Source organism: Amycolatopsis sp. (assembly GCF_025464955.1).
Lineage (GTDB): Bacteria > Actinomycetota > Actinomycetes > Mycobacteriales > Pseudonocardiaceae > Amycolatopsis.
On record NZ_JAODNM010000056.1, the window covers coordinates 1 to 21,248 of the forward strand.

Below are 21,248 nucleotides of genomic sequence, written 5' to 3' on the forward strand. Positions count from 1 at the left end.
GGGCGTTGCTGGCGGCGAAGGCCGCCGGGCATTCGCACGTGATCGTGGACGGCACGTTGATCTACACCGACCGGATCGACACCCTTGGCCCCACCGTCGGGGTGGATCTGTGGTGGTCGGGGAAGCACAAGCATCACGGCGGCAACATTCAGGTCGTGTCCGCCCCGGATGGGTGGCCATTGTGGACCTCGAATGTGCGACCTGGCCGTGAGCACGACACCACCGCGGCCCGCGCTGACCCCGACTTGTTAACCGTGATCGCCGTGTGGGTCAGCGATGGCCAACTCAGCCTGGCTGACCTGGGCTACGAAGGCGAACCCGATATCTTCACGATCCCTTTCAAGAAGCCACAAGGTGGGGAGTTGACCATCGACCAGCAGGCCTACAACGCCGTCCACGGCGCCCTGCGCTGTCTTGGGGAACGCGCTAACTCCCTACTGAAAACGACGTACAAAGCCCTGCGTCGCTACCGCGGCTGCCCCTGGCGGCTCAGCAAGATCGTCGCCGCCGCGCTGGTCCTGCTCCACCACGAAAACCACCGGACCACATGATCCACAACGACCAATCACACAACGCGACAACTGGTTACTCGGAAAGGCTCAATGCTCTGCAGTATTTCCGAACTGGCAGCTGCATCCCCTGCGCCATTGGTGAATTCTCCGGCATTTCCAGAGCGAGACACCTTTCAGGAAGGGCGCTACGCGCAGGGGCGACAACATTGCTCCGGCGGCGTGCAGCACCGCTCAGCCAAACGCGTGAATCCGATAACACAATCAGTTCAAACCGGGGCGGAGTGTTCGATGTTATTCTACCCGCTATTTATTTAGAACCAATAAAATCGGCCAGTCGTCGGACATCCATCTGCTCACTCCAGCCGCGTTTCCGGCAGGATTCAACCAATTCCAGCGCCAAAACTCTTGCCAAAGTTAATTGCTCATCTATTTCAACGAGAAACTCAACGTTTAAAGCATCTCTATTATCGGACACTCTGATCATTCCGTCGCCCGCAGCTTCCAAATTGAGCCAGAATGGTCCGTCAAAAAATCTCACGCGCGAACTCCTATTGTCCGCACTATTGAGCAGCGATAAAGATCCCATGAATTGAAGAAGAAACGCTAGCGGCATGTCCTCCCACCGAAACTCGGGAAAGGACACGTCTCCACACTCCGCCCACACGGGCCCCATATTGTATTTCCATTGGAACTCAGATCCAAACTTTTGCTGTCATAACGAACCCTAAAATGCAAGTTGGCCTTTCCCGACGGAATACGCGGTTTCCATCTCTTGAGTATCTGTGTTTAGCCACATGCCAATAGCCGTCCCTCCACCTGACGATTCGGAACCATTGGGAGTTCAGCTCGGCGGTCTACCGCGCAGAGCCGTGGCCACCCTCCCCAACTCGGCCAACAGGCCAGTCGGGAGCTCACCGGGCCACCCTCGGATCGTACGGAACCGGGCCGGATCGAGGTGACGTCTGACACGGGGGACAATGGGAGGCGTGACTGCCCTCGTCGAGACGAAGCCCGCCCTGAAGATCGGCCCCTACCAGGTCGATCCACCAGTCGTGCTCGCACCGATGGCCGGCATCACCAACGTCGCCTTCCGCACCCTCTGCCAGGATTACGGCGCCGGCATCTACGTGTGCGAGATGATCACCGCCCGCGCAGTCGTCGAGCGGCACCCAGGCACCATGCACATGATGACCTTCGGAGCGAACGAAAAGCCCAGGTCCATGCAGCTCTACGGCGTCGACCCCAAGACCATGGCCGAAGCCGTCAAGATCATCATCGGCGAAGGAATCGCCGACCACATCGACAGTAACTGGGGCTGCCCAGTAGCCAAAGTTACGCGTAAGGGCGGAGGAGCGGCGCTCCCGTACAAGCGGAAGCTGTTCGGCAACATTCTCTCTGCCTGCGTAGAGGCCGCCGCGCCCTCAGGCGTGCCGATCACGGCGAAGTTCCGCATTGGGATCGACGACGAGAACCTTACCTACCTCGACGCTGGCCGCATCGCCGAAGAAGCCGGCGTCAGCGCAGTCTCACTGCACGCCCGCACTGCCGCTCAGCGCTACTCCGGCAAAGCCGACTGGTCTGCGATCACCCGGCTCAAGGAACACGTGAAGTCGATCCCGGTCCTCGGCAACGGCGACATCTTCTCCGCAGACGACGCCGTGCGGATGATGGCTGAAACCGGCTGCGACGGCGTGGTCGTCGGCCGCGGCTGCCTCGGTCGCCCGTGGCTGTTCGCCGAGCTTCAGGCGGCCTTCCGCAGCGAGCCCATCCCCACCGGCCCTAACCTCGGCGAGGTCGCCCGGGTCCTCCGTCGACACGCAGAGCTTCTCATCGAGCACGACGGAGCGACAAAAGCATTGCGCGACCTCCGCAAACACATGGCCTGGTACCTCATGGGCTTCCCCGTCGGCTCAGAACTGCGACGCGGCCTCGCCATGGTCACCAGCCTGACTGAGTTGGACGACCTCCTCGCCCAACTCGACCACGACGCACCCTTCCCCACCGCCGCAGAAGGACCTCGAGGCCGACAGGGCTCTCCCGGCAAGGTGACGCTGCCTCACGGCTGGCTCGACGACCCCGACGACGACGGCGTCCCCGAAGCCGAGGACATGCACTCCGGCGGATAGTTGCCCACAAACCATCCACAGAGCTGTCCACAAGTCCATGCCAACAGCAAAGTGCACGAAACAGTCAGCTTGGCGCTCGGCTTCCCGATCGGTTATGCCGTTCTCGAGGGCAATAGCGACAACCCCGCTGACGAGCAGGTAGACCTTAAGCCGATATACTCGCCGCCGACAGAGAAGAATTAATGCTAACTATATACCTTTCTGTCGCCGTCCAAGTTTTCCATACCGGCAGCAGAATGATCACCAACTTGACTATTTTCAGCGAAGTGCTTTATTAGCTTAGCGCTTGCGGCTCGCAGACTCCAGAGTAACTCCAGAGTTGCCGATACCGAAAGTCGCTAGATTTATCTTGCGACCCAAACATCTGCGGTCGCCCCCAAGAGCCAAAACCAATCTCGCCAGCATGCAAGCGGCCCTCGTGGGCCGTCTTCGAACGCTGACTATAGAGGCTTTGGAACTGAGCGGTGTGAGGCAACGAAACGCCGGTGGCAGCGTACGCGGCTTTCGCCAACGACTAGCAGTCGAGTCCGCCGCTGACCTGCGTCTTGCCTGCTGGTATTTCACTCACCTCATGATGAGTTTCCGTGCTTTGTATGGGGTATCCACACACCACATGACCTGCCAGCGGTCGTACGCACTGTGACCGATCGACGACCTTTCGTTACTCCGCATGGGTATGTTCACCAGCCTCGCGTATCTGCGCCAGTGTCGTGGCCACTTTGCTCATGATCATCCACACTGCGAGAGGCCACGCTGTTGACGACCGACTATCAACCCAACGACGACAACCACGTCAGAGGCAGCGAAAAGCCGCCAACGCCGTATCAGATCAACAGGTTCTCCTTCGTGAGCAGAAGGTCAAGCAGCGACTGCGGTACGTGTGGCTCGTCGGCAGTCTCATCGTGGCCTTGGGGCTCGGTGGTGCGACCGCGTACGGGGTGTGGATCACCAACCGAACACCCTTCAGTTACGTCGGTCTGATCGCAGGCGTCGGGTCTACAGCCGCCGCCGCGTGGCAGGCTGCTGGTGGATCAGGTCGCAGCGGAACGACGACGTCGTCGTTGAGCCAGGTGATCTGCTCCATCACATATCGAGCGCTTCCTGCGCGGGGCAGGCGATGCCGTCGACGAGTTCGCCTCTGGACCACCGGGTCACCACTCGATGATGGCGATGGTGACGTCGAGCGCGGCCGAGCCGAACAGGAAACACGAGTCCGGGCCCCGCAGGTGCACCACACCACCAGTCTCCGGGAGCGCCACCAGCGCGTGCGTCGCTCGGTTGGCGATCGCCAGCACGATCTCCAGCTCCGATACCACCGAGTCTTCACTGCTGCGTCGACGGCCAATGGCGTCGATCCGGCAGTCAATTTGGTCCAGGTCCTCACCGGCGTTGCGCTGTTCAAGCCTGCGAGATGCGATCTTCAACAGCCCGTCGAAGTGCGTCCGCAGCACCACGATGTGAGCGGGGTGGAAGACACCGATGCGGTCATCGGCTCGGCGGTCCCAGGTCACTTGACCACGAAAGGCGCTCTCTACCATCGCGTCACGACCGTCGTCGCGCGCACCAACCCGGACAGATCGCTGGGTATTGCGAGAGCTGCGTCCGCCCGGTTCGGCGAGGCGAGCAGCGCGGTGGCCATCAGGCTGATCCGCTAGCCGACTCTGCTTGGACCGTGGCATTGGCGACCCGAAGCCCCTGCTGGATTTGCGGCTGGTGAAGGCCTCCCCCCGTGGGCAGACACGTGACGAACTGCTGGCGCAGCTGGCGGGCGCCCGCTCGATTCGGCACCCTGATGTGCATACGTACCGGCGCGGGCTTCACGGTGACCGGGGCGCCGGCCGGGACGACCTGGACGACGTCGAATCCCCAGCCGACGTCCCGCGCGGACGGTTGCAGCAGCAGCCGCAGCGGGCGGATCAGCAGTTTGAGCAGGTACTCCAGCGTGCCCAGGATGATCGGGACGAGCACCAGGATCGCGAGGACGACGAGCAGCGCCAGTTCGAAGATGTCACCGGTCAGGCCACCTGACGGGATGAACTCCCGGGGGTTTTTGATCGGTATCCACTGCCGCGACCCCAGCCACCGGGTCCGGCCGACGGTCCACACGCCGCCCTGGGCGTCCGCGAAGATCATGCCGGGGTCCCGTTCTCCCAGCCGAAGGAGTCGAAGATGCCCAGCGCCAGGTCGCAGACGTGTTCCCAGTCCGGCCAAGACGGCGACGCCACCGACACCACGGCGATCGTGTCGCCGTCAGGTTCCGGAATCCACACCGACACCTGCCGGTTGAGCACGACTGCGGGGACTGCAGGGGCCGTCCCGACGTCTTGAGCTTCTTCCGTCACCACGGCCACCGCCTCGCCCGCGGGGAGCGTCAACACCTGTGGGGCGGCTCCCAGCTCCTGATGAATCGTCATCAGGGCCGCGATCTCCGTGCTCAGCGCCGACTGCGACGCCGTCATCCGGACACACGTCAGCAGCGCCGACACCGGCCTGGTCGGAACGGACGGCGAACGGAACAGGCCCATCGCGGCGTACTCCAGACCACCGCTGCCCAGCATGGCGCCGAAGTCGGCCATCACCGCGGCGACCATCGTCGAGCTCTCGTCGACGTCGTCCAGACCGAGCAGGTCCGCGAAGTGACGGGCTAACCCAGCATCGTCACGCCCTTCCTCGAATAGCGGGAGTGGGACGAATCCTCGCGGCAGCGACAGCGAGAACGCCTGCGGCGTCGACGTGGTCACGATGCCGCCCTGCCAGCGAGCCGACCGCTGAACGTCTGCGCTGCGGGTGCGGGCGGGTTCCCCTTGTCGTCGGTGAGCTGCTGGTAGACCTGACCGCCGACGATCTTGGTGCCACCGATGCCCGCGTCGATCCCACGCCCCAAACCCGACAGCGGGTCGACCGCCATACCGCCGCCGGTGATGCGACCGAGCATGTTGAGACCCTTCGTACCGACCATCTGCCCGTTGATGATCTTGCTCTCGCCTGCGACGAGCACCCGCCCCGCCAGCCCTTCGCCCTTGATCGCGACCGTTCCGAGGTCGCCAGCCTCGGCAACGAGTTTGCCAGACTGCGCCACCTTCACCGTGGCTCCGGCCTTCCCGAGATCACCGGCCACATCGGCGGCCCGCCCAATCGCACCGGCTTCCTTCAGCCCGGCGCTGGCGACCTTGGCGCCGCTGCCGATGCTGGCCGCAAACGGCACCGCACCCAGCGCGTCCAACCCGATGGTCGTCCACGACACATCAGCACCCGCGGCCTTCGCCAAGCCGTGAGCGCCCAGTGCCGCGACCGAGGTGAGACCGGCAGCCGCGCCGAAGATCGCGCCGACCGGTTCGAACGGGGCGGTGATGATGGCGATCACCCCGAGCACGGCACTGACCTTGCTCAGCACGTCGCCGATCTTGGCGATGACGTCGGCGTGGTCCTTGACCCAGTTCCAGACGTCTCCGGCGAGGTTCTTGACGCCGTCGACCATCTTGCCGATGGCTTCGCCGATCTTGTCGAGCCAACCGGGTTCTTCCGGCGCCTCGTCTTTGGCTTTGCGCAGGGCCGATGCAACCTGGCCGGCCAAGTCCAGATGCTGGTCGAGCAGACGCTTTGCGCTCTCTCGGAGAGCATCCAGGCCGCCTTGTGCCTGAGTGAGGCGCTGCTGAGCCTGCCCGAGGGCGTCCTGAGCCTGCTGGAACTGGGCGGGATCGGTGAACGTCTGGCCAGCCAGACGGAGATTGGGGTTGGACTGGGCCTGCGTGACCTGCGACTGCGCCGCTTCGGCCTGTCGTTCGAGATCGGCAGCTTGGCGCTGCATGGTGCCCAGGTCGTCGGCCCACCTGCTCAATGTGCCGGACGCACCGGTCAGCGACTGCTGCGCCTTGTTCAGATAATCGGGGACCTGCCCGACTGTGCCTTGGAAGGCTTGTGCGCCATCGCCCTGCCAGAAGCTGTCAGCCTTGCCCAGCCGGGTGAGGTCCTCGTAGGCCTGACCGATCTCGGTGGCGACCTTGCCCAAGGTCGCGGCGACGTCGGCGACCTTGGCCACGGTCCCGGGTGCGGGGTCGAACCCCAGCGCCGGGTAGTTGGCGGTCTGCAGGGGGTCGACCTTGTCGACGATCTGGTCCCAGGTCACGACGCACCACCACCCAGCCGGTCGGTAATCACCGACTGCGCACCCGTTGGCGCAGGAGTAGTAGTGACAGGAGTCGGCGACGGTTGCCCGCTGGGGGATTGGCCGAGCGCGGCGATGGCTTCGCTCTCCACGTCGGCGTAGGCCTGTTTGGCTTTGGTCAAGCCGTCGACCACGGCCCCGGAGAACTCGGCGATCTTGCCGATTCCGTACTTCCACCGGTCCTGGAACTCCGCGCCCGCCGAATCGATCTCACGGCTGCCCATGTCGCTCGGGGTGGAGTCGCCGAGCGCCTTGTTCGCGTCAGTCATCCGGTCCTTGGCCTGCTGCAACGTCGTGATGAGCGTGCCCATCTCGTTCAGGTCGACCTGGTACCCGCCCGCCATCTACACCTTCCCCTCGTCGACATCGGATAGTGCTTGTGATGCGGCCTCTAACGTCCGCGACGCAGCTGCTCGAGCAGGTCGTAGATCTTCGCGATCACGGTGTCCGGCCGACCCGGGGACACGTTGACGTACCGCTCGTAGCCGGGTTCCTCGGTGAAGGAGAACAAGTAGCGGCCCTGCTCGGTGTCGTAGAAGGTGCACACGTTGGCGCCGGTCTTGCGATACCCGTGAACCCCGTCACGAAACCCGGCCGAGATCTGACCGCTGCTGGTGCGCGGCAGTCCGGCGACCTCGAGCACGCGCCGGACATCCCGACGCGGTGGTGCGCCGTTCATGGCCTGGCGCAGGTCGGACTCCGGGACCGACAGCCCCGGCCACGAACTGGGAGCGACCGCCGGAAGCTCCGCGAACAGATCTTCAGCGAGCGCTTCAGGACGAGCCGGACGCAGCAGCACCTGGCCACTCGAGGCGACGTGACAGGCCAAGATCGCATCCCGCCCACTCGCCGCGACGTGCAGGCGATAGCCCCCGGTGGGAGTGGTGACGGTCGCGGAGAACTCCCGCTCACCGCGGCCCAGCACCCTCAAAGTGAGGAGGAAGGCTTCGCTGAGCCCGCCGCCGTGCCACAAACCGTGCTCCACCAGCGTCCTGCGGATGCCGTCGAAGTGCGGGTGCTGTTCGTGCGGGTGACGCCACACCGGTGTCGGTGCGAGCACGGCCGGCAGTGACACCTCGGCAAGGTTCGCCGCGGCCAGGACGCACTCCACAGGGAGCACGATCTCGCGATTGATCACCAGCACGACGGTCCCTTACTGGCGCTCACAGGCCGATGACCGGTGGTGACGTACGCGGCAGCTCACCGATGAGAGCCTCGTCGGGATCGTTTTCCAGCAGATACGCCGGACGCTGGTGCTCAGCGTCCTCCTCACCCTCGCCCTTGCCGCCACGACCCATGCCACCCGCGCCCGAGGTCCCCGGCCGCCCGGCCGCATTGGACGCCGTCGCTCCGCCGGGACGAGCGGTTCCGGACTCGCTGCCGACCGATCCAGCGCCAGCGCCCTTGCCCGCACCGAGCTCACCAGCGCCCGAACCCGAACCGGAGCCACCGGACCCCGAGGAGAACCCTCCTGCGCCACGACCACCGATCCCACCGCTGCTTCCGCCGGAGCCGCCACCGGGACCGAAGCCACCGCCAGGCCCGAAGCCGCCCATGCCCGGCATGAACCCGCCGGACCCTGCTCCACCGGAACCCGGTCCGAACCCACCACTGCCGTTGTAAGCACCGGAAGACTGATTGCCTCCGCTCCCAGGCCCACCTGTTGCCGGGGGCGGAGGGACATAGCCCGCTGCCGAGGTGCCTCCGTTGCCCGGCGCGCCCGAGTGCACAGGCGCTTGGCCACCAGAGCCGGGTGCGCCCTGCTGCTGGCCACCGCTTCCACCGGGGCCGCCAGGCTGGGAGCCGCCGTTGCCACCACCAACCGGGCCGCCACCGCTCGCGCCGACGTGACCGTTGCCGCCGCCACCGGGACCCGACGGCCCACCGATGTGACCGGGGTTGCCGGGCCCGGGGCCACCGCCACCGGGGATAGGGGCGACCTGAATGCCGGCTCCGGCCGGGGGCATACCGAGTTCGCCATAGTTCGACGGTGCCTGCCAGCGTCCGGAGTTGTCGGTGGACTGCCCGTGGTAGACGGTGTAACCGTCCACGACCTGCTGGGACTTCTGGTTGTAGGCGGCGATCTCGTCGGCGCGGTTGGACATGAACGAGAACGGCGTGTTGCTGACCCAGTCGTCCGACGGCTTGTCGCCCAGACTCCCGACCGCCGCGATTTTGCTGTGTAGGTCGTTGAAGGAGCTGCCCTGGCCGACGTACAGGTTCTGCGCTTGGGCGAGATGGTCGCCGCTGACCTGGGAGGCCTGCACCATCGGCCCGGCACCGGCGTAGGCCTGGCCGGCGGCGTCTCCCTGCCAGTACTCGCCCATGCCTCCTTGAAGTTGGAGCATGTCGTCGGCGATCTCTTTGTGCAGCGCCGCCAGCTGTGCGGCCGTGTCGCTACCGTCGTACATGCCGGTCGGACCGGCGCCCTTATTGACCATGTCGATGATCTGCTGCGCGGTGTACGCCATCACGCGCCGCCTTTCAGCGTTGTGATGGCCGCTTCTGCGGCCTTCTGCGAGAGCGAGCATGGGTCGCTGTAGTACGGCGACGACGCGACGAATGACGAGTCAACCGTCAACACCTCGGTGTTGCTTACCCCGACACCGATCTGGCAACCGCCCTTCGAGCGATCATCCGTAGGTCCGCTGAAGACCGCCGGGTAGCCATCGACGTCCGGAGCTACTTTGAAGTAACCGGACTCGCTGTCCTGATATCCATAGGCGTCACTCAAGCCGCCGCCGCGAACGAAACCGAAACCGATGTCGTTGTAGCTGTCGTCTTTCCAGCTGCATATCGGAGAATTGCCGCTGGAGTTTCCGCTGGTCTTGGTCAGGTTGGCGAGCTGACTTGCCTGCGCGGCGGTTAAGACGCCACACGGGTTCTGCTCGAACTTGCTGACGTCAAGCGGGTTCGCCACTTGGGGTGCCGACAACTTGCCGCTGCTCGCCCCCGTTGATGGGCTGGCCGCCGAAGGTGACGGCGACGGGGCGGCGTTGCCCGTGGTCGACGTCGAACACGCCGCCAACGAAAGCCCGGCAACTAGCACGCAGACAAGGGGCAGTATCCGCTTCAACGTTATGCCCCCTGCTTGCGAACGGCGTCGGCTGCCGCCTGTTCCTGCTGCTGGTACGTCCCAATCGCGGTCTGCAACGAAGTGGCGTAACCACGCGCATAGTCCCGTTGTGCTGTCACACTCTTGATGTAAGCGTCAGCGTGGGAATCCGCCGCCTTCTTCTGCATGAGGCTGCCGTCGTCCTCAGCAGGCGCCTTGACAAAGCGCAGCTGTACGCCCAACTGCCGTGCCCGCTCCAGCTTGTCGGCGATCGACTGCCACTTCGGCAGTAACTTCCCCATGCCGTCGGCGTCCATGACGAACCCGCCACCGGAGACCGCCGCGCTGGCGGCGGCGTCTTGTGCGGCCTGCCGCCGGTACTGGTTCGAGATGTTCTGGTTCATGCCCTCGTCGGCCTGCTTCGCCAACGCATCACGCTTCGCTTGTTCCTCCGGCGAGATGTACCCCACCGGGCCACTGGGCTGCGCCTGCTGACCCCCAGACGTCGAACTCGGCGGCGCTCCCGCTGCGTCAGACACGATCACAAACCTCCCGGTCGTCCCCTACCGTGCACTCGCCGTCACGGAGGGTTCTCAGCGTACTACGACGACGCACACCCAAGGTTGGTTCCGCCGAACTCGAAGGGTTCGACCAACGGCCCAAGCGCCCAGCAAACGCTTCGGCCCTGACGGGCCGACTTGGCCTCAGGCCGCAAAGGAACCACCACGTCGTCGTTCAGCCAGCTGATCTGGTTCATCCACATGCTGAGCGCTTCGTCTCCTGGGCAAGCAACGCCGTCAACGGTCTCGCCCCGGGACCAGCGCGTCACCCATTCGATAATGGCAATGGTGACATCGAGCGCTGCCGAACCGAACTGAAAACTGGCGTCCGATCCTCGCAGATGTACGACGCCACCGCTGGTCGGCAGCGTCGCCAGCGCCCCGTCTCAACCTCAACGTGGTCCGGCTGGGGCGGGTGCGCCGGTTTCGGCGAGGCCGGTCAGTGCCTGCGGCAAGGGGCCCTGGTGCAGGACGCCGAGCCGTTGGGTGGCGCGGGTGAGGGCGACGTAGAGCTCGGCCGCGCCGCGCGGGCCGTCGGCGAGGATCCGTTCTGGCTCAACGACAAGTACGGCGTCGAATTCCAAACCCTTCGTCTCCGACGCCGGCACCGCACCCGGGACGCCCGGGGGCCCGATCACCACACTGGTGCCTTCGCGACCGGCTTCGTCCCGGACGAACTCCTCGATGGCAGTGGACAGTTCGTCCTCGGTGACCCGCTTGGACCATGGCTGGACACCGCAGGCGCGGACCGACTCCGGCGGCTGGACGCCGGGGGCGAAGTCGGCGAGCAGCGCGGCGGCGATGGTCATGATCTCCGCCGGGGTGCGGTAATTCACCGTCAGTGACCGGTACACCCAGCGGCCGGGCACGTACGGCTCCAGCATCGTGCCCCACGACGTCGCTCCGGCCACCGACCGGCGTTGGGCGAGATCGCCGACCACCGTGAAAGACCGGCTGGGGCAGCGCCGCATCAACGCCCGCCAGTCCATTTCGGACAGTTCCTGCGCCTCGTCGACCACGACGTGCCGATAGGTCCAGTCCCGGTCCGCGACGGCGCGTTCGACGAGGGTACGGGTGTCGACTTCGACGAAACGGTCCGCCAGGTCCTCGGCGTAGAGCAGGTTCTCGACAGCCAGTTGGACGTCCTCGTCCATTTCCTCGCGGTCCAGTTTGAGCGTGTCCATCACCCCGGCCGCATACTCGGCCTCGGCCGCCCGTTCCCGCGCGGCGGCCTGCTCGGCCGCGTTGTCGGCCGTCTTGTCTCGGCCCAGCAGGTCGACCAGCTCGTCGAGCAGCGGCACGTCCGACACCGTCCAGGCGTCGCCGTCGACACGCAACAGAGCCTGGTCCGCACCGGCCGCCCGCAGCCGTTCTGTCGAGGTGTACAGCTGCGCCAACAGGGTTTCCGGCGTCAGCATCGGCCAGAGTTCGTCGATCGCGGCCGTGAACTTCGCGTCGTCCGCGAGCTCTTTGACCAGGTCCGCCCGCATGCTCTCCCACTCTTCGCGGTCGTCCCGGGTCAGCCAGCCGCGACCGATCCGCCCGATCGCCCGTTCGGTGAGCACATACGTGACGATCTCGACGAAAGCCGCGCGGGCCTCGTTGTGCGGCTGCCCGCTCGCGCGCGCCTCGTCCCTGGCCCACTCGGCGATCCCGGCGTCGATCCGCACCGTGACGTCCTTCAGTTGGATCGGCACCGGATCCTCCGGCAGCCGCTGCCGGTCGGCGATGGCCGCCGCGAGCACATCGAGGATCTTCAGCGAACCCTTGAGCCGCGCGGCTTCCGGGGTGTCCTCGGCGGTGACGCTCAGACCGGGCACGAGGTCGCCGGTGGTCATGAACACCACATCGGACTCGCCCAGCGACGGCAGGACGCGCCCGATGTGGTGCAGGAAGGCCGGGTTCGGACCGACCACGAGCACCCCGTGGCGTTCCATCCGCTCGCGCTGGGTGTAAAGCAGGTACGCGACGCGATGCAGCGCCACCACGGTCTTCCCAGTGCCCGGACCACCTTCGATCACCAGCACGCCCGGGTGATCGAGCCGGATGATCGCGTCCTGCTCGGCCTGGATCGTCGCCACGATGTCGCGCATGCCTTCACCGCGCGGCGCGTTGACCGCCGCGAGCAGAGCCGCGTCCCCCCGGTCCGCACCGCCGTCGCGGCCGAGCACCTCGTCGGTGAAATCGGCTACTTCACGTCCACGCGTGTGGAACTGACGACGACGACGCATATTTTCCGGAGTCGCGGCGGTGGCGACGTAGAAAGCGCGCGACGCCGGCGCCCGCCAATCGAGCAACACCGGTTCGTAGTCGTTTTCGCCGTCGAAAAGACCAATCCGGCCGATGTACGAACGTTCGCCGGAAAGCGCGTCCAACCGGCCGAAACACAGCCCGTTGTCCGCCACGTCCAGCCGCTTCGCCTCTCTGGCCAACGAGCGCACCGAGACGTCCCGTTCCATAGGAGCGTTGCCGTTTGCCCCCAACGCCGAGTCGTACGCAGCCTTCACCCGCGCACGCTCGGCGTCGAGTCGCGTGTAGAGCCCGGCCACGTAGCTCCGCTCGGACCGCAATTCTTCTTCGTACCCCTGAGTTGACACATACCCCTCACAGCGGCTATTCTATTGACAGAAGCGGCGAGTCCTCAGAACATGAATCGAGGACACGTCGATTTTTTATTATCCACCTTTTGTCAAGCCCCCGGAAAACCATTCAGCTGGCGGGCGCGCCAAACCACTTGGAGAGTTGGCCGAGCAGATCCTGCTGATCCTCGCCGACCCACGCCACATGGCCGTCCGGCCGCAGCAGCACCGCGGGCACCTCCAGTTCCTCGCTGACGTCGAAGACGTGGTCGACCCGAGCCGCCCAGCCCGCCACCGAGAGCCGGCCCGTCTGGTCGAGCAGCAGTCCGCGGCCGGCGTGCATCAGCCCGTAGAGGTGACCGCCCTTCAGCCCGACATCCCGCAGCCGCCGGCCGAGCAGGTCGTGACCCTCGCCGAAGTCGTAACGGATCCCGGTCGCACTGACCTTCTCGACCAGATATCGGTTCACGTCCTCGAAGTCCATCAGCTCCGACATCAGCCGTCGCACTGCCTGGGGACCCGGTTCCTGGGACAGCAGCTCGCTCTGCGCGCGAGTGATGTCCAGCACGGCGGCGGCCACCGGGTGCCGTTCGGTGTGGTAGCTGTCCAGCAGCCCCGCCGGTGCCCAGCCGCCAACCTCGGCGGCCAGTTTCCAGCCGAGGTTGAACCCGTCCTGGACGCCGAGGTTGAGTCCCTGCCCACCCAGCGGCGGGTGGATATGCGCGGCGTCGCCGGCCAGCAGCACGCGGCCGCTCCGGTAACGCTCGGCCAGCCGGGTGGCGTCGCCGAAGCGCGACAACCAGCGCGGTGAGTGCAGGCCGAAATCGGTGCCGGTGAGCTCCCGGAGCCGCTGCTTGAGCTCATCGAGGGCCGGCGGGACCGCGCGATCCTCGGCCACCCCCGCGGCGCGCACGACGATGCGGTACGCCCCGTCCCCGAGCTGCCCGGCGCCGCCCCAACCCTTGTTGTTCTTGTAGAACTCGGTCATCACCTCGATCAGCGTCTCCGCGGGGACGTCGGCCTCCACCTCACCCAGCAGCCACTCGATCCTCGCGGGATCGCCGGGAAAACCGACGCCGAGCAGCTTGCGCACGGTGCTGCGGCCGCCGTCGCACCCGACGAGGTAGCGCGAGCGCAGCGACGTGCCCCCATTGGCCAGCTCCACAGTCACCCCGTCCTCGTCTTGACTCAGCTCGACCAGTTCACACTTGCGCCGGATCTCGACGCCGAGCTCGGTCGCGCGCTCGGTCAGCAGGCGCTCGACGGTGGTCTGCGGGATGCCGAGGGTGTAGGGATGTGCGGTGTCCAGCCGGTCCTGCACCGGCTTGGTGATGCCGGCGAAGCCACCGACGGGGTGCTTCTGGCCGAGCGCGAGGAACCGCTCCAGCAGTCCACGCTGGTCCATCACCTCGACGCTGCGCGCGTGCAGGCCGAGCGCGCGGACGACCTTGGTCGGCTTCGCCTCCTTCTCCAGCACGAGCACGTCTACGCCGTGCAGCCGCAACTCGATCGCCAGCATCAGTCCGGTCGGTCCGCTGCCGGCAATGATCACGTCACTCATGAAAATCCCCCTGTGCATCCAAAAGCTGGTGTAGGCCGACCGATTGTGCGGCACGACCGGGGTCTTGCGGCAAGCCCCGGGGTGCGCTATAAGTTAGACATGGAAGGGAGTGTGTACTCCTCCACTCCCGTTCCCGCCGAGTCGGCGAATCACTCACCCCGCGCCGAAGAGGCGCACTCTGCCGGATGCCGCCAGTGCCCGTCCTCCTGATCGACACGCTCTGCGGCGGGTACGAATTCAAGTTCACCCGGCCAGGGGCCCGCCTCGCGGTACCCGGACGAACCGGTGTGTAGTTCAGTGTCGGACGTGGACAACGTTGAGGCAGCAGAGAGCGAGCACGTGGTCTTCGTCACCGAGGACGGCGTGCCCACCGGCGAAACCGGCCCGAAGCTGGCCAGCCATCATCAGCACACCCGGCTGCACCTGGCCTTCTCCTGTTACGTCTTCCGTCGGCAGGACAACGCGTTCCTGCTGACCAGGCGGGCACTGTCGAAGAAGGTCTGGCCGGGGGTCTGGACCAATAGCGTCTGCGGGCATCCGGCGCAGGGCGAGCCCCTCGAGGACGCCGTGCGCCGTCGTGCGGCCTACGAGCTGGGCCTGCCGGACCTCGACGAGCTCCGCTGCGTGCTGCCGCGTTACGTCTACCGCACCCCGGAGTTCCAAGGGATCGTCGAGCACGAGTTCTGCCCGGTGTTCGTCGCCTACACCGACGTCGAGCCTGCCGCGAACCCGATCGAGGTCGAGGCCACCCGATGGATTTCCTGGCCTGACTACACGCGGTTACTTGAAACTGGGGAAAGTGGCCTCAGCTACTGGGCGAACGACCAATATCCGCTGCTCAGGAAACTGGAACCGTTTTCGTTGCTCAGCAAAGAAACTGCGGCGAGTGACGAAACGGCCGTTACTTCGTCCACTTGAGCGATATTCACTTACGCCCGGACTGATACCTCAAGAGACCCGCCGCAACCGACGAAAACTAAGTCGTGGCGGAGGTGACAGCCGTGTCCCAACCCGAGGTCGTGCTCCCGGCGAGCAACGCGCCCTCGGGCGGCCTGGCACGCTCCGAAGACCCGGTACGCCCGGCGTCCGGCGGGGTCTCGAACACGGTCGACCTAGTCGCGCTGCACGAGTCGATCGCCGATCTGCTCGCCGGCCAGGGCGACTGGCGACGCGCCTACCAGCACCTTCGCTCCGCACTCGACCTCGCTCACGCGGGCAGTCTGCGTGATTCACTGACCGCCAGCTACAACCGCCGCTACCTCGACCAGCGCCTGCACGGGCTGCTCGGCGACCGGCACGGCCGGGCGGGGGTCGCGATCGCGCTGATCGATCTTGATCTGTTCAAGAACGTGAACGACACGTTCGGTCACATGGTCGGGGACGTAGTACTCCGCCGGGTGGCGGAACTGCTCCAAGAGGGGCTGCCGGCCGACGGGTTCTGCGCCCGGTACGGAGGCGAGGAATTCGCGCTGGTCCTGCCGGACGTCGATGCCCGCGGCGCGCTGCTGATCGCCGAGGCGACCCGCGCCAGGGTCGCGGACCATCCCTGGTCACAGCTTCGCCCAGGGCTAGCCGTGACGATCAGTGTCGGAATCGCACACGAAACGCAACCGGGCCCCGGGCAGCGTCAACTCGTCCACGCGGACACTTTGCTCTACGCCGCGAAACGCGCAGGGCGCAACGCCGTCGCCTATCAAGGGCGCGAATCAGTTCAGATCGTCAGACACCGTCAGTAACAAAAAGGCGGACATTGCCCCCACTTGAGACGAGTTTCTTCACCGTTTCGTGGGATCAAGTTTGCTCAGTCATACTCACGGTGAAAAAAATCGTGGGAGGGTGTCGTCACGAACGGCCGGTATCCGTACGATAACGAAAAGCCCCACCGAGACGATGACTCCTAACGGGGCTGGGGTTAGAGAGCCACCTACACGGGTGACAAGGCGTCAAAGAACGACACGCGGGGTCCGCTTCACCTGTTACGAGAGGAGACTGAGTGCCCGACGATCGCAGGACACCCGGCACCGGTCCCCGCTCCGAAGACGGACTCGGTCGTGCTCGTCAGACACGCAAACACCGCCGCTCGATGGATACCTACGGCGGCATCAGCGTCTCCGACGTCCTCGCCCGGCAGACCAGTGAGCGGCCGATCTACGACCCCAACTCGGACAACGGCGCTCACACCCCTCCGCCCCCGGCTTCACCGCCCGCACGGCGGGCCCCCGCGCCTCCGGCGGCTCCGGCGAGCCCGCCGCCGGCCTCGCAGGCACCCCGGCAGCCGCAACGCCGCGCCGCGCCGCCCACCCAGTCAGCCCCGCCTGCCCAGTCAGCGCCGCCCGCACCCCGGCAGCAGCCGTCAGGGCCGCTTCCGCTGCCCACGGCCGGCACCCCCGCCCGCACGGCCAGGCCCCCGCGCCCCCGCGAGCCCCGCCGCACGCAGACAGCCGAATCGGCGGTACCGGACGCCCCGCGGCGCCGGCGTCCACCCGCGCCGGCAGTACCACCGGCGCAGACAGCGCCGACAGCTGACGAGCCCCCCAGACCACCGCAGCGGCCGCGCCGTCCCGCCGCGCGCCAACCCGAAGCCGGCGTGCCGCCGGTCAAGCCCGGCGAGCCGAAGCCGCCAGTGGCCCCCGTCATCCGTAACCCGATCCCGCCGCGGTCGGAGCTCGACCCGATGACGATGACCGACCAACTCGAGGCCATCGACGACGCGACCGCGTACCGCCACAAGATCGACGACACCTTGGCGCGCTTCTCCAAGGCGCACGACGAGATGAACGCCGAAGAGGCGAAGCGCCGGGAGCGCCGTGACAGGCTCGCCTCGCGCCCCGCAGCTCTGCTGGAGCAGACGCGCACCGCGTTGCAGCGAGTCGTTTCGTCCGAGCCGCCCGTGCCCGCCGTGTCCGCCGCCGACCCGAACGAAAAGGCGTCGCAGACCCGGCTGCAGGAAAAGAAGGAACGCCACAACCACCGCTCGATCATGATCGCCAGGATCACCGCGGCGGTCGTCGCCGCGCTCGTTTTCCTTGGCACCGGCGGGGTTTGGGGCTACCAGACCTTCCTCGACAGCCAGTTCATCCAGGTCGCCGCGCTCGACGAGAACTCCTCGGACATCAACAACGCGGCCGCGCAGGGCGGCGACGAGAACTTCCTCATGGTCGGGTCCGACAGCCGCGCCGACGCCTCCGACGAGGAGGGCATCGGCAGCGCGGGCAGCGTCCCCGGCGCGCGTTCGGACACCGTGATGATCGCGCATATCCCGGCCGACCGGCACAACGTCGTGATGACCTCCTTTCCGCGCGACCTCGAGATCGCCAGGCCCGACTGCCAGTCCTGGGATCCGAACACCAAGCAGTACACCGACAAAACCAGTCCAGGCGCGAAATACGCGAAACTGAACACCGCGTTCGCCGCCGGCGGGCCACAATGCGTCACCAAGGTGATCCAAAAGATCACCGGACTCAAAATCAACCATTTCGTCGCGATCGATTTCGACGGTTTCAAAGCAATGGTCGATGCTGTACAGGGCGTGACTGTCCACACCGATACCCCGATCATCGACAGCGTCCTCGGCAGCGTCGTACCGCAGGCGGGCGACGTAGTCCTTACCGGCGACCAGGCGCTGAACTTCGTGCGCGCCAGGCACGTCAAGGGCGACCCGACCTCGGACTACGGCCGGATCAAGCGGCAGCAGGAATTCATCGGCGCGTTGCTGAAAAAGGTCATGTCGAAAGAAGTCATGCTCAGTGTCAGCAAGATCAGCGGGTTCGTCACCGGGTTCGCCAAAGCCACCTCCGGCGACAACATCGACGTCAACCAGCTGCTGACGCTGGCCGAATCGATGCGGGGCCTGGACGCCGGCAAGATCTCGTTCCTCACCGTGCCCACCACCGGCACCGCGAACACCCGCGGCAACGAGGTACTGGTCACGTCCAAGGCGGACAACCTGTTCCAGGCATTGATCAACAACGGTCCGCTGCCCGATCCGAACGCGCCCGCGGCGCCGAACGATCCCACGTCGCAAACGACGTCCAAAACCACGTCCAACACGAGCACGTCGAGTGGTTCGTCGAAGAGCAGCAGCGCCAAGAAATCCAGCTCTTCGTCGAATTCGGCCCCCTGAAACGATTCGTTAGGCCGGGTTCATGTCCGGTTCACCCGGCGATGCGCCATTGGCGTACCCCGCCCCGTAAAGTGAGCGCATGCGCGAGGCTTACCACGTCGAACTAGAACAGCTGGCCGGCAATCTGGCCGCCATGTCCCTGCAGGTGGCCGATGCCATGGAGCGGGCGACGAAGGCCCTGCTCGAGGTGGACCTCGGGCTGGCCGAGCAGGTGATCAGCGGCGACACGAAGGTCGACGACGCGCGCGCCGAATGCGAGGAGCAGGCGTACGCCCTGCTCGCGCTGCAGGCGCCGGTCGCGACCGACCTGCGGACCGTGCTGGCCGCCATCCACGCCGCGGAAAGCCTGGAGCGGATGGGAGACCTGGCGCTGCACGTCGCGAAAGCGGCCCGCCGCCGTCACCCCGAACCGGTGCTGCCCGAGAGCGTGCGCCCCTACTTCGCCGAAATGGGCACGGTCGCGGTCAAACTGGCCAGGCAGGCCGAGCAGGTCATCAAGACCAAGGACGTCGCGGCCGCCAAGACGCTGGAGTCCGACGACGACCAGGTCGACGACATCCACCGCCACCTGTTCACCGTGATCATGGACCGCGACTGGCCGTACGGGGTGGCCGCGGCGGTCGACGTCACGCTGCTGGGCCGGTTCTACGAGCGCTACGCCGACCACGCCGTGTCGGTCGCCCGCCGGATGGTCTTCGTCGTCACCGGCAAGATGCCCGGATACGGCGCGTCCGACACCGAAGTCTAGGCCGGGACTACCGCAACTCGACGGCGAGTTGCGGTAGTTGAGCCCTCAAGGAGGGCGTGGGAGCGGACGAGTCGGCGGACGTGACCACGGCTGGCGTGAGCACGTCCGCCGATGACTCAGCCGAAGCGGCCGGAGATGTAGTCTTCGGTCGCTTTTTCGTTGGGGTTGGAGAAGATCTTCTCCGTGTCGTTCAGTTCGACGAGCCGTCCCGGCTGGCCGACGCCCGCCAGGTTGAAGAACGCGGTCTGGTCGGACACGCGGGCCGCCTGCTGCATGTTGTGCGTGACGATGACGATGGTGAACTCCTTCTTCAGCTCACCGATCAGGTCCTCGATCGCGAGCGTGGAGATGGGGTCCAGCGCCGAGCACGGCTCGTCCATCAGCAGCACGTCCGGCTGCACCGCGATCGCGCGGGCGATGCAGAGCCGCTGCTGCTGACCACCGGACAGGCCGCCACCCGGCTTGTTCAGCCGGTCCTTGACCTCGTTCCAGAGGTTCGCCCCGCGCAGCGCCCGCTCGGCGATCTCGTCGAGCTTGCCCTTGTTCTTGGTACCGGCCAACTTCAGCCCGGCGACCACGTTGTCCCGAATGGACATCGTCGGGAACGGGTTGGGGCGCTGGAAAACCATGCCGATCGTCCGACGCACCTGTACCGGGTCCACAGTGGACGCGTAGATGTCCTCGCCGTCGAGCAGCACCTCGCCCTCGACCCGCGCGCCGGGGATCACCTCGTGCATCCGGTTGAGGGTACGGAGAACGGTGGACTTCCCGCAGCCGGACGGGCCGATGAACGCCGTGACGTTACGCGGCGGCACAGAAAGCGTGACATTGTCCACGGCGTGGAACTTGCCGTAGTAGATGTCCACGTCCTTGACGTCGATTCGCTTGGCCATGAGCTCACTTCTTCTTCGGGGCGACCAGGCGGGAGACCACCGTGGCGATGAGGTTGATCAGGGCAATCAGGATCACCAGGGTCAGCGCCGCACCCCAGATCCGGTCGAACCCGACGCTGCCGGGTGTCATGGTGTTGCTTACGCGTTCGTTGTTGATCAGCAGTGGCAGCGAAGCCTGACCGCCGCTGAAGATGTCCCAGTGCACATAGGCGGAGTAGCCGACGAGCACCAGCAGCGGCGCCGTCTCACCCATGACGCGGGCCAGCGCCATCATCACGCCGCCGATGATGCCGGACAGCGCGGTGGGCAGCACGATCTTGACGATGGTCTTCCACTTGGGCACGCCCAGCGCGTACGAGGCCTCGCGCAGATCGTCCGGGACGATCCGCAGCATCTCCTCCGAGGAGCGCACGACCACCGGAATCATCAGCAGCACCAACGCGAGCGACACCGCGAACCCGCTGCGCGGCAGGCCGAGCGTGGTGATCCAGAGCGCGTAGATGAACAACGCGGCCACAATGGACGGCACCCCGGACAGGATGTCGACCATGAACGTGGTGATCCGCGCCAGCCGCGTGCCCCGGCCGTACTCGACCAGGTAGATCGCGACCAGAATGCCGAGCGGAACCGCGATGATCGCGCACACCAGGCCCTGCAGCAGGGTGCCGATGATGGCGTGCAGAACGCCGCCGCCGACCTCATCCGAGAGCACAGTGGACAGATCCTGGGTCCACCAGTTGGTGAACGGGATCCGCTTGATGCCGTTGGCGATCACCGTGTACAGCACCCACACCAGCGGGATCACGGCGATCAGGAACGAACCCCACACCAGCACCGTGGCGAAGGCGTTCTTGGCCTTGCGGGCCGCCGAAACCTGCTGGAAGGCAGGGGCCGTGGCCGGGCTTTCGAGCGCGGTACTCACTGTG

The 21,248-nt window shown here is 66.0% G+C and carries 20 protein-coding genes; 6 read left to right on the forward strand and 14 right to left on the reverse strand.

The genetic code is table 11. From position 1 onward, the window contains the following. Positions 1-551 (forward strand): transposase family protein (locus tag JWQ81_RS11580; protein ID WP_297540499.1); only part of this gene is annotated, 551 nt, incomplete at its 5' end. Between the two features lie 268 nt (positions 552-819). On the opposite strand, the gene JWQ81_RS11585 is transcribed toward JWQ81_RS11580, so the two are convergent. Continuing rightward, positions 820-1,050, reverse strand: a complete 231-nt coding sequence (locus JWQ81_RS11585; protein ID WP_297540501.1) for a hypothetical protein — start codon at positions 1,048-1,050, stop codon at positions 820-822. 439 nt (positions 1,051-1,489) lie between these two features. Between JWQ81_RS11585 and dusB the strand changes: the two genes are divergently transcribed. Then, complete coding sequence (dusB, locus tag JWQ81_RS11590) at positions 1,490-2,638, forward strand: tRNA dihydrouridine synthase DusB (RefSeq protein ID WP_297540503.1); 1,149 nt, start codon at positions 1,490-1,492, stop codon at positions 2,636-2,638. A gap of 1,151 nt (positions 2,639-3,789) precedes the next feature. Here the strand turns inward: dusB and JWQ81_RS11595 are convergent. The 11 genes from JWQ81_RS11595 to rox all read right to left on the reverse strand — a co-directional run bounded on the left by JWQ81_RS11595 (position 3,790) and on the right by rox (position 14,558). Continuing rightward, positions 3,790-4,149 (reverse strand): hypothetical protein, encoded by a 360-nt coding sequence (locus tag JWQ81_RS11595; protein WP_297540505.1) that lies wholly within the window; start codon positions 4,147-4,149, stop codon positions 3,790-3,792. A 127-nt stretch (positions 4,150-4,276) separates the two neighbouring features. Beyond that, positions 4,277-4,771 carry a hypothetical protein gene (locus tag JWQ81_RS11600; protein ID WP_297540507.1) on the reverse strand — a complete coding sequence of 165 codons (495 nt, stop codon included), beginning with the start codon at positions 4,769-4,771 and terminating at the stop codon, positions 4,277-4,279. Then, a complete protein-coding gene (locus tag JWQ81_RS11605) occupies positions 4,768-5,379 on the reverse strand; it encodes a hypothetical protein (RefSeq protein ID WP_297540509.1) in 612 nt (203 codons plus the stop codon). Before JWQ81_RS11605 ends, JWQ81_RS11600 begins: the two co-directional genes overlap by 4 nt. Beyond that, positions 5,376-6,764 (reverse strand): putative T7SS-secreted protein, encoded by a 1,389-nt coding sequence (locus JWQ81_RS11610; RefSeq protein WP_297540511.1) that lies wholly within the window; start codon positions 6,762-6,764, stop codon positions 5,376-5,378. The genes JWQ81_RS11605 and JWQ81_RS11610 overlap by 4 nt, the downstream gene beginning before the upstream one ends. Further along, a complete protein-coding gene (locus JWQ81_RS11615) occupies positions 6,761-7,147 on the reverse strand; it encodes a hypothetical protein (RefSeq protein ID WP_297540513.1) in 387 nt (128 codons plus the stop codon). The genes JWQ81_RS11610 and JWQ81_RS11615 overlap by 4 nt, the downstream gene beginning before the upstream one ends. 47 nt (positions 7,148-7,194) lie before the next feature. Further along, positions 7,195-7,941: an ESX secretion-associated protein EspG gene (locus tag JWQ81_RS11620; RefSeq protein ID WP_297540515.1), complete on the reverse strand. Its 747-nt coding sequence runs from the start codon at positions 7,939-7,941 to the stop codon at positions 7,195-7,197. A gap of 25 nt (positions 7,942-7,966) precedes the next feature. Beyond that, complete coding sequence (locus tag JWQ81_RS11625) at positions 7,967-9,274, reverse strand: hypothetical protein (RefSeq protein ID WP_297540517.1); 1,308 nt, start codon at positions 9,272-9,274, stop codon at positions 7,967-7,969. Then, complete coding sequence (locus tag JWQ81_RS11630) at positions 9,274-9,852, reverse strand: DUF3558 domain-containing protein (protein ID WP_297540909.1); 579 nt, start codon at positions 9,850-9,852, stop codon at positions 9,274-9,276. The genes JWQ81_RS11625 and JWQ81_RS11630 overlap by 1 nt, the downstream gene beginning before the upstream one ends. A 29-nt stretch (positions 9,853-9,881) precedes the next feature. Further along, on the reverse strand, positions 9,882-10,397 hold the full coding sequence (locus JWQ81_RS11635; RefSeq protein WP_297540519.1) for a hypothetical protein: 516 nt from the start codon (positions 10,395-10,397) through the stop codon (positions 9,882-9,884). Between the two features lie 413 nt (positions 10,398-10,810). Continuing rightward, positions 10,811-13,015, reverse strand: a complete 2,205-nt coding sequence (gene helR / locus JWQ81_RS11640; protein ID WP_297540521.1) for an RNA polymerase recycling motor ATPase HelR — start codon at positions 13,013-13,015, stop codon at positions 10,811-10,813. Positions 13,016-13,127: 112 nt separating this feature from the next. Then, positions 13,128-14,558, reverse strand: coding sequence for a rifampin monooxygenase (rox, locus tag JWQ81_RS11645; protein ID WP_297540523.1), 1,431 nt, complete (start codon positions 14,556-14,558; stop codon positions 13,128-13,130). A 297-nt stretch (positions 14,559-14,855) separates the two neighbouring features. Between rox and idi the strand changes: the two genes are divergently transcribed. From idi to phoU, 4 genes are all read left to right on the forward strand, one after another. Beyond that, positions 14,856-15,476: an isopentenyl-diphosphate Delta-isomerase gene (gene idi, locus JWQ81_RS11650; protein ID WP_297540525.1), complete on the forward strand. Its 621-nt coding sequence runs from the start codon at positions 14,856-14,858 to the stop codon at positions 15,474-15,476. A 134-nt stretch (positions 15,477-15,610) separates the two neighbouring features. Beyond that, positions 15,611-16,294, forward strand: a complete 684-nt coding sequence (locus JWQ81_RS11655) for a GGDEF domain-containing protein (RefSeq protein WP_297540911.1) — start codon at positions 15,611-15,613, stop codon at positions 16,292-16,294. A gap of 257 nt (positions 16,295-16,551) precedes the next feature. Continuing rightward, complete coding sequence (locus JWQ81_RS11660) at positions 16,552-18,681, forward strand: LCP family protein (RefSeq protein ID WP_297540527.1); 2,130 nt, start codon at positions 16,552-16,554, stop codon at positions 18,679-18,681. 79 nt (positions 18,682-18,760) lie between these two features. Continuing rightward, complete coding sequence (gene phoU / locus JWQ81_RS11665) at positions 18,761-19,429, forward strand: phosphate signaling complex protein PhoU (RefSeq protein ID WP_297540529.1); 669 nt, start codon at positions 18,761-18,763, stop codon at positions 19,427-19,429. Between the two features lie 116 nt (positions 19,430-19,545). Here the strand turns inward: phoU and pstB are convergent, their stop codons facing one another. Both pstB and pstA read right to left on the reverse strand, forming a co-directional pair. After that, positions 19,546-20,322 (reverse strand): phosphate ABC transporter ATP-binding protein PstB, encoded by a 777-nt coding sequence (pstB, locus tag JWQ81_RS11670; protein WP_297540531.1) that lies wholly within the window; start codon positions 20,320-20,322, stop codon positions 19,546-19,548. 4 nt (positions 20,323-20,326) lie between these two features. After that, positions 20,327-21,244 carry a phosphate ABC transporter permease PstA gene (pstA, locus tag JWQ81_RS11675; RefSeq protein WP_297540533.1) on the reverse strand — a complete coding sequence of 306 codons (918 nt, stop codon included), beginning with the start codon at positions 21,242-21,244 and terminating at the stop codon, positions 20,327-20,329. Between the last annotated feature and the right edge of the window lie 4 nt (positions 21,245-21,248).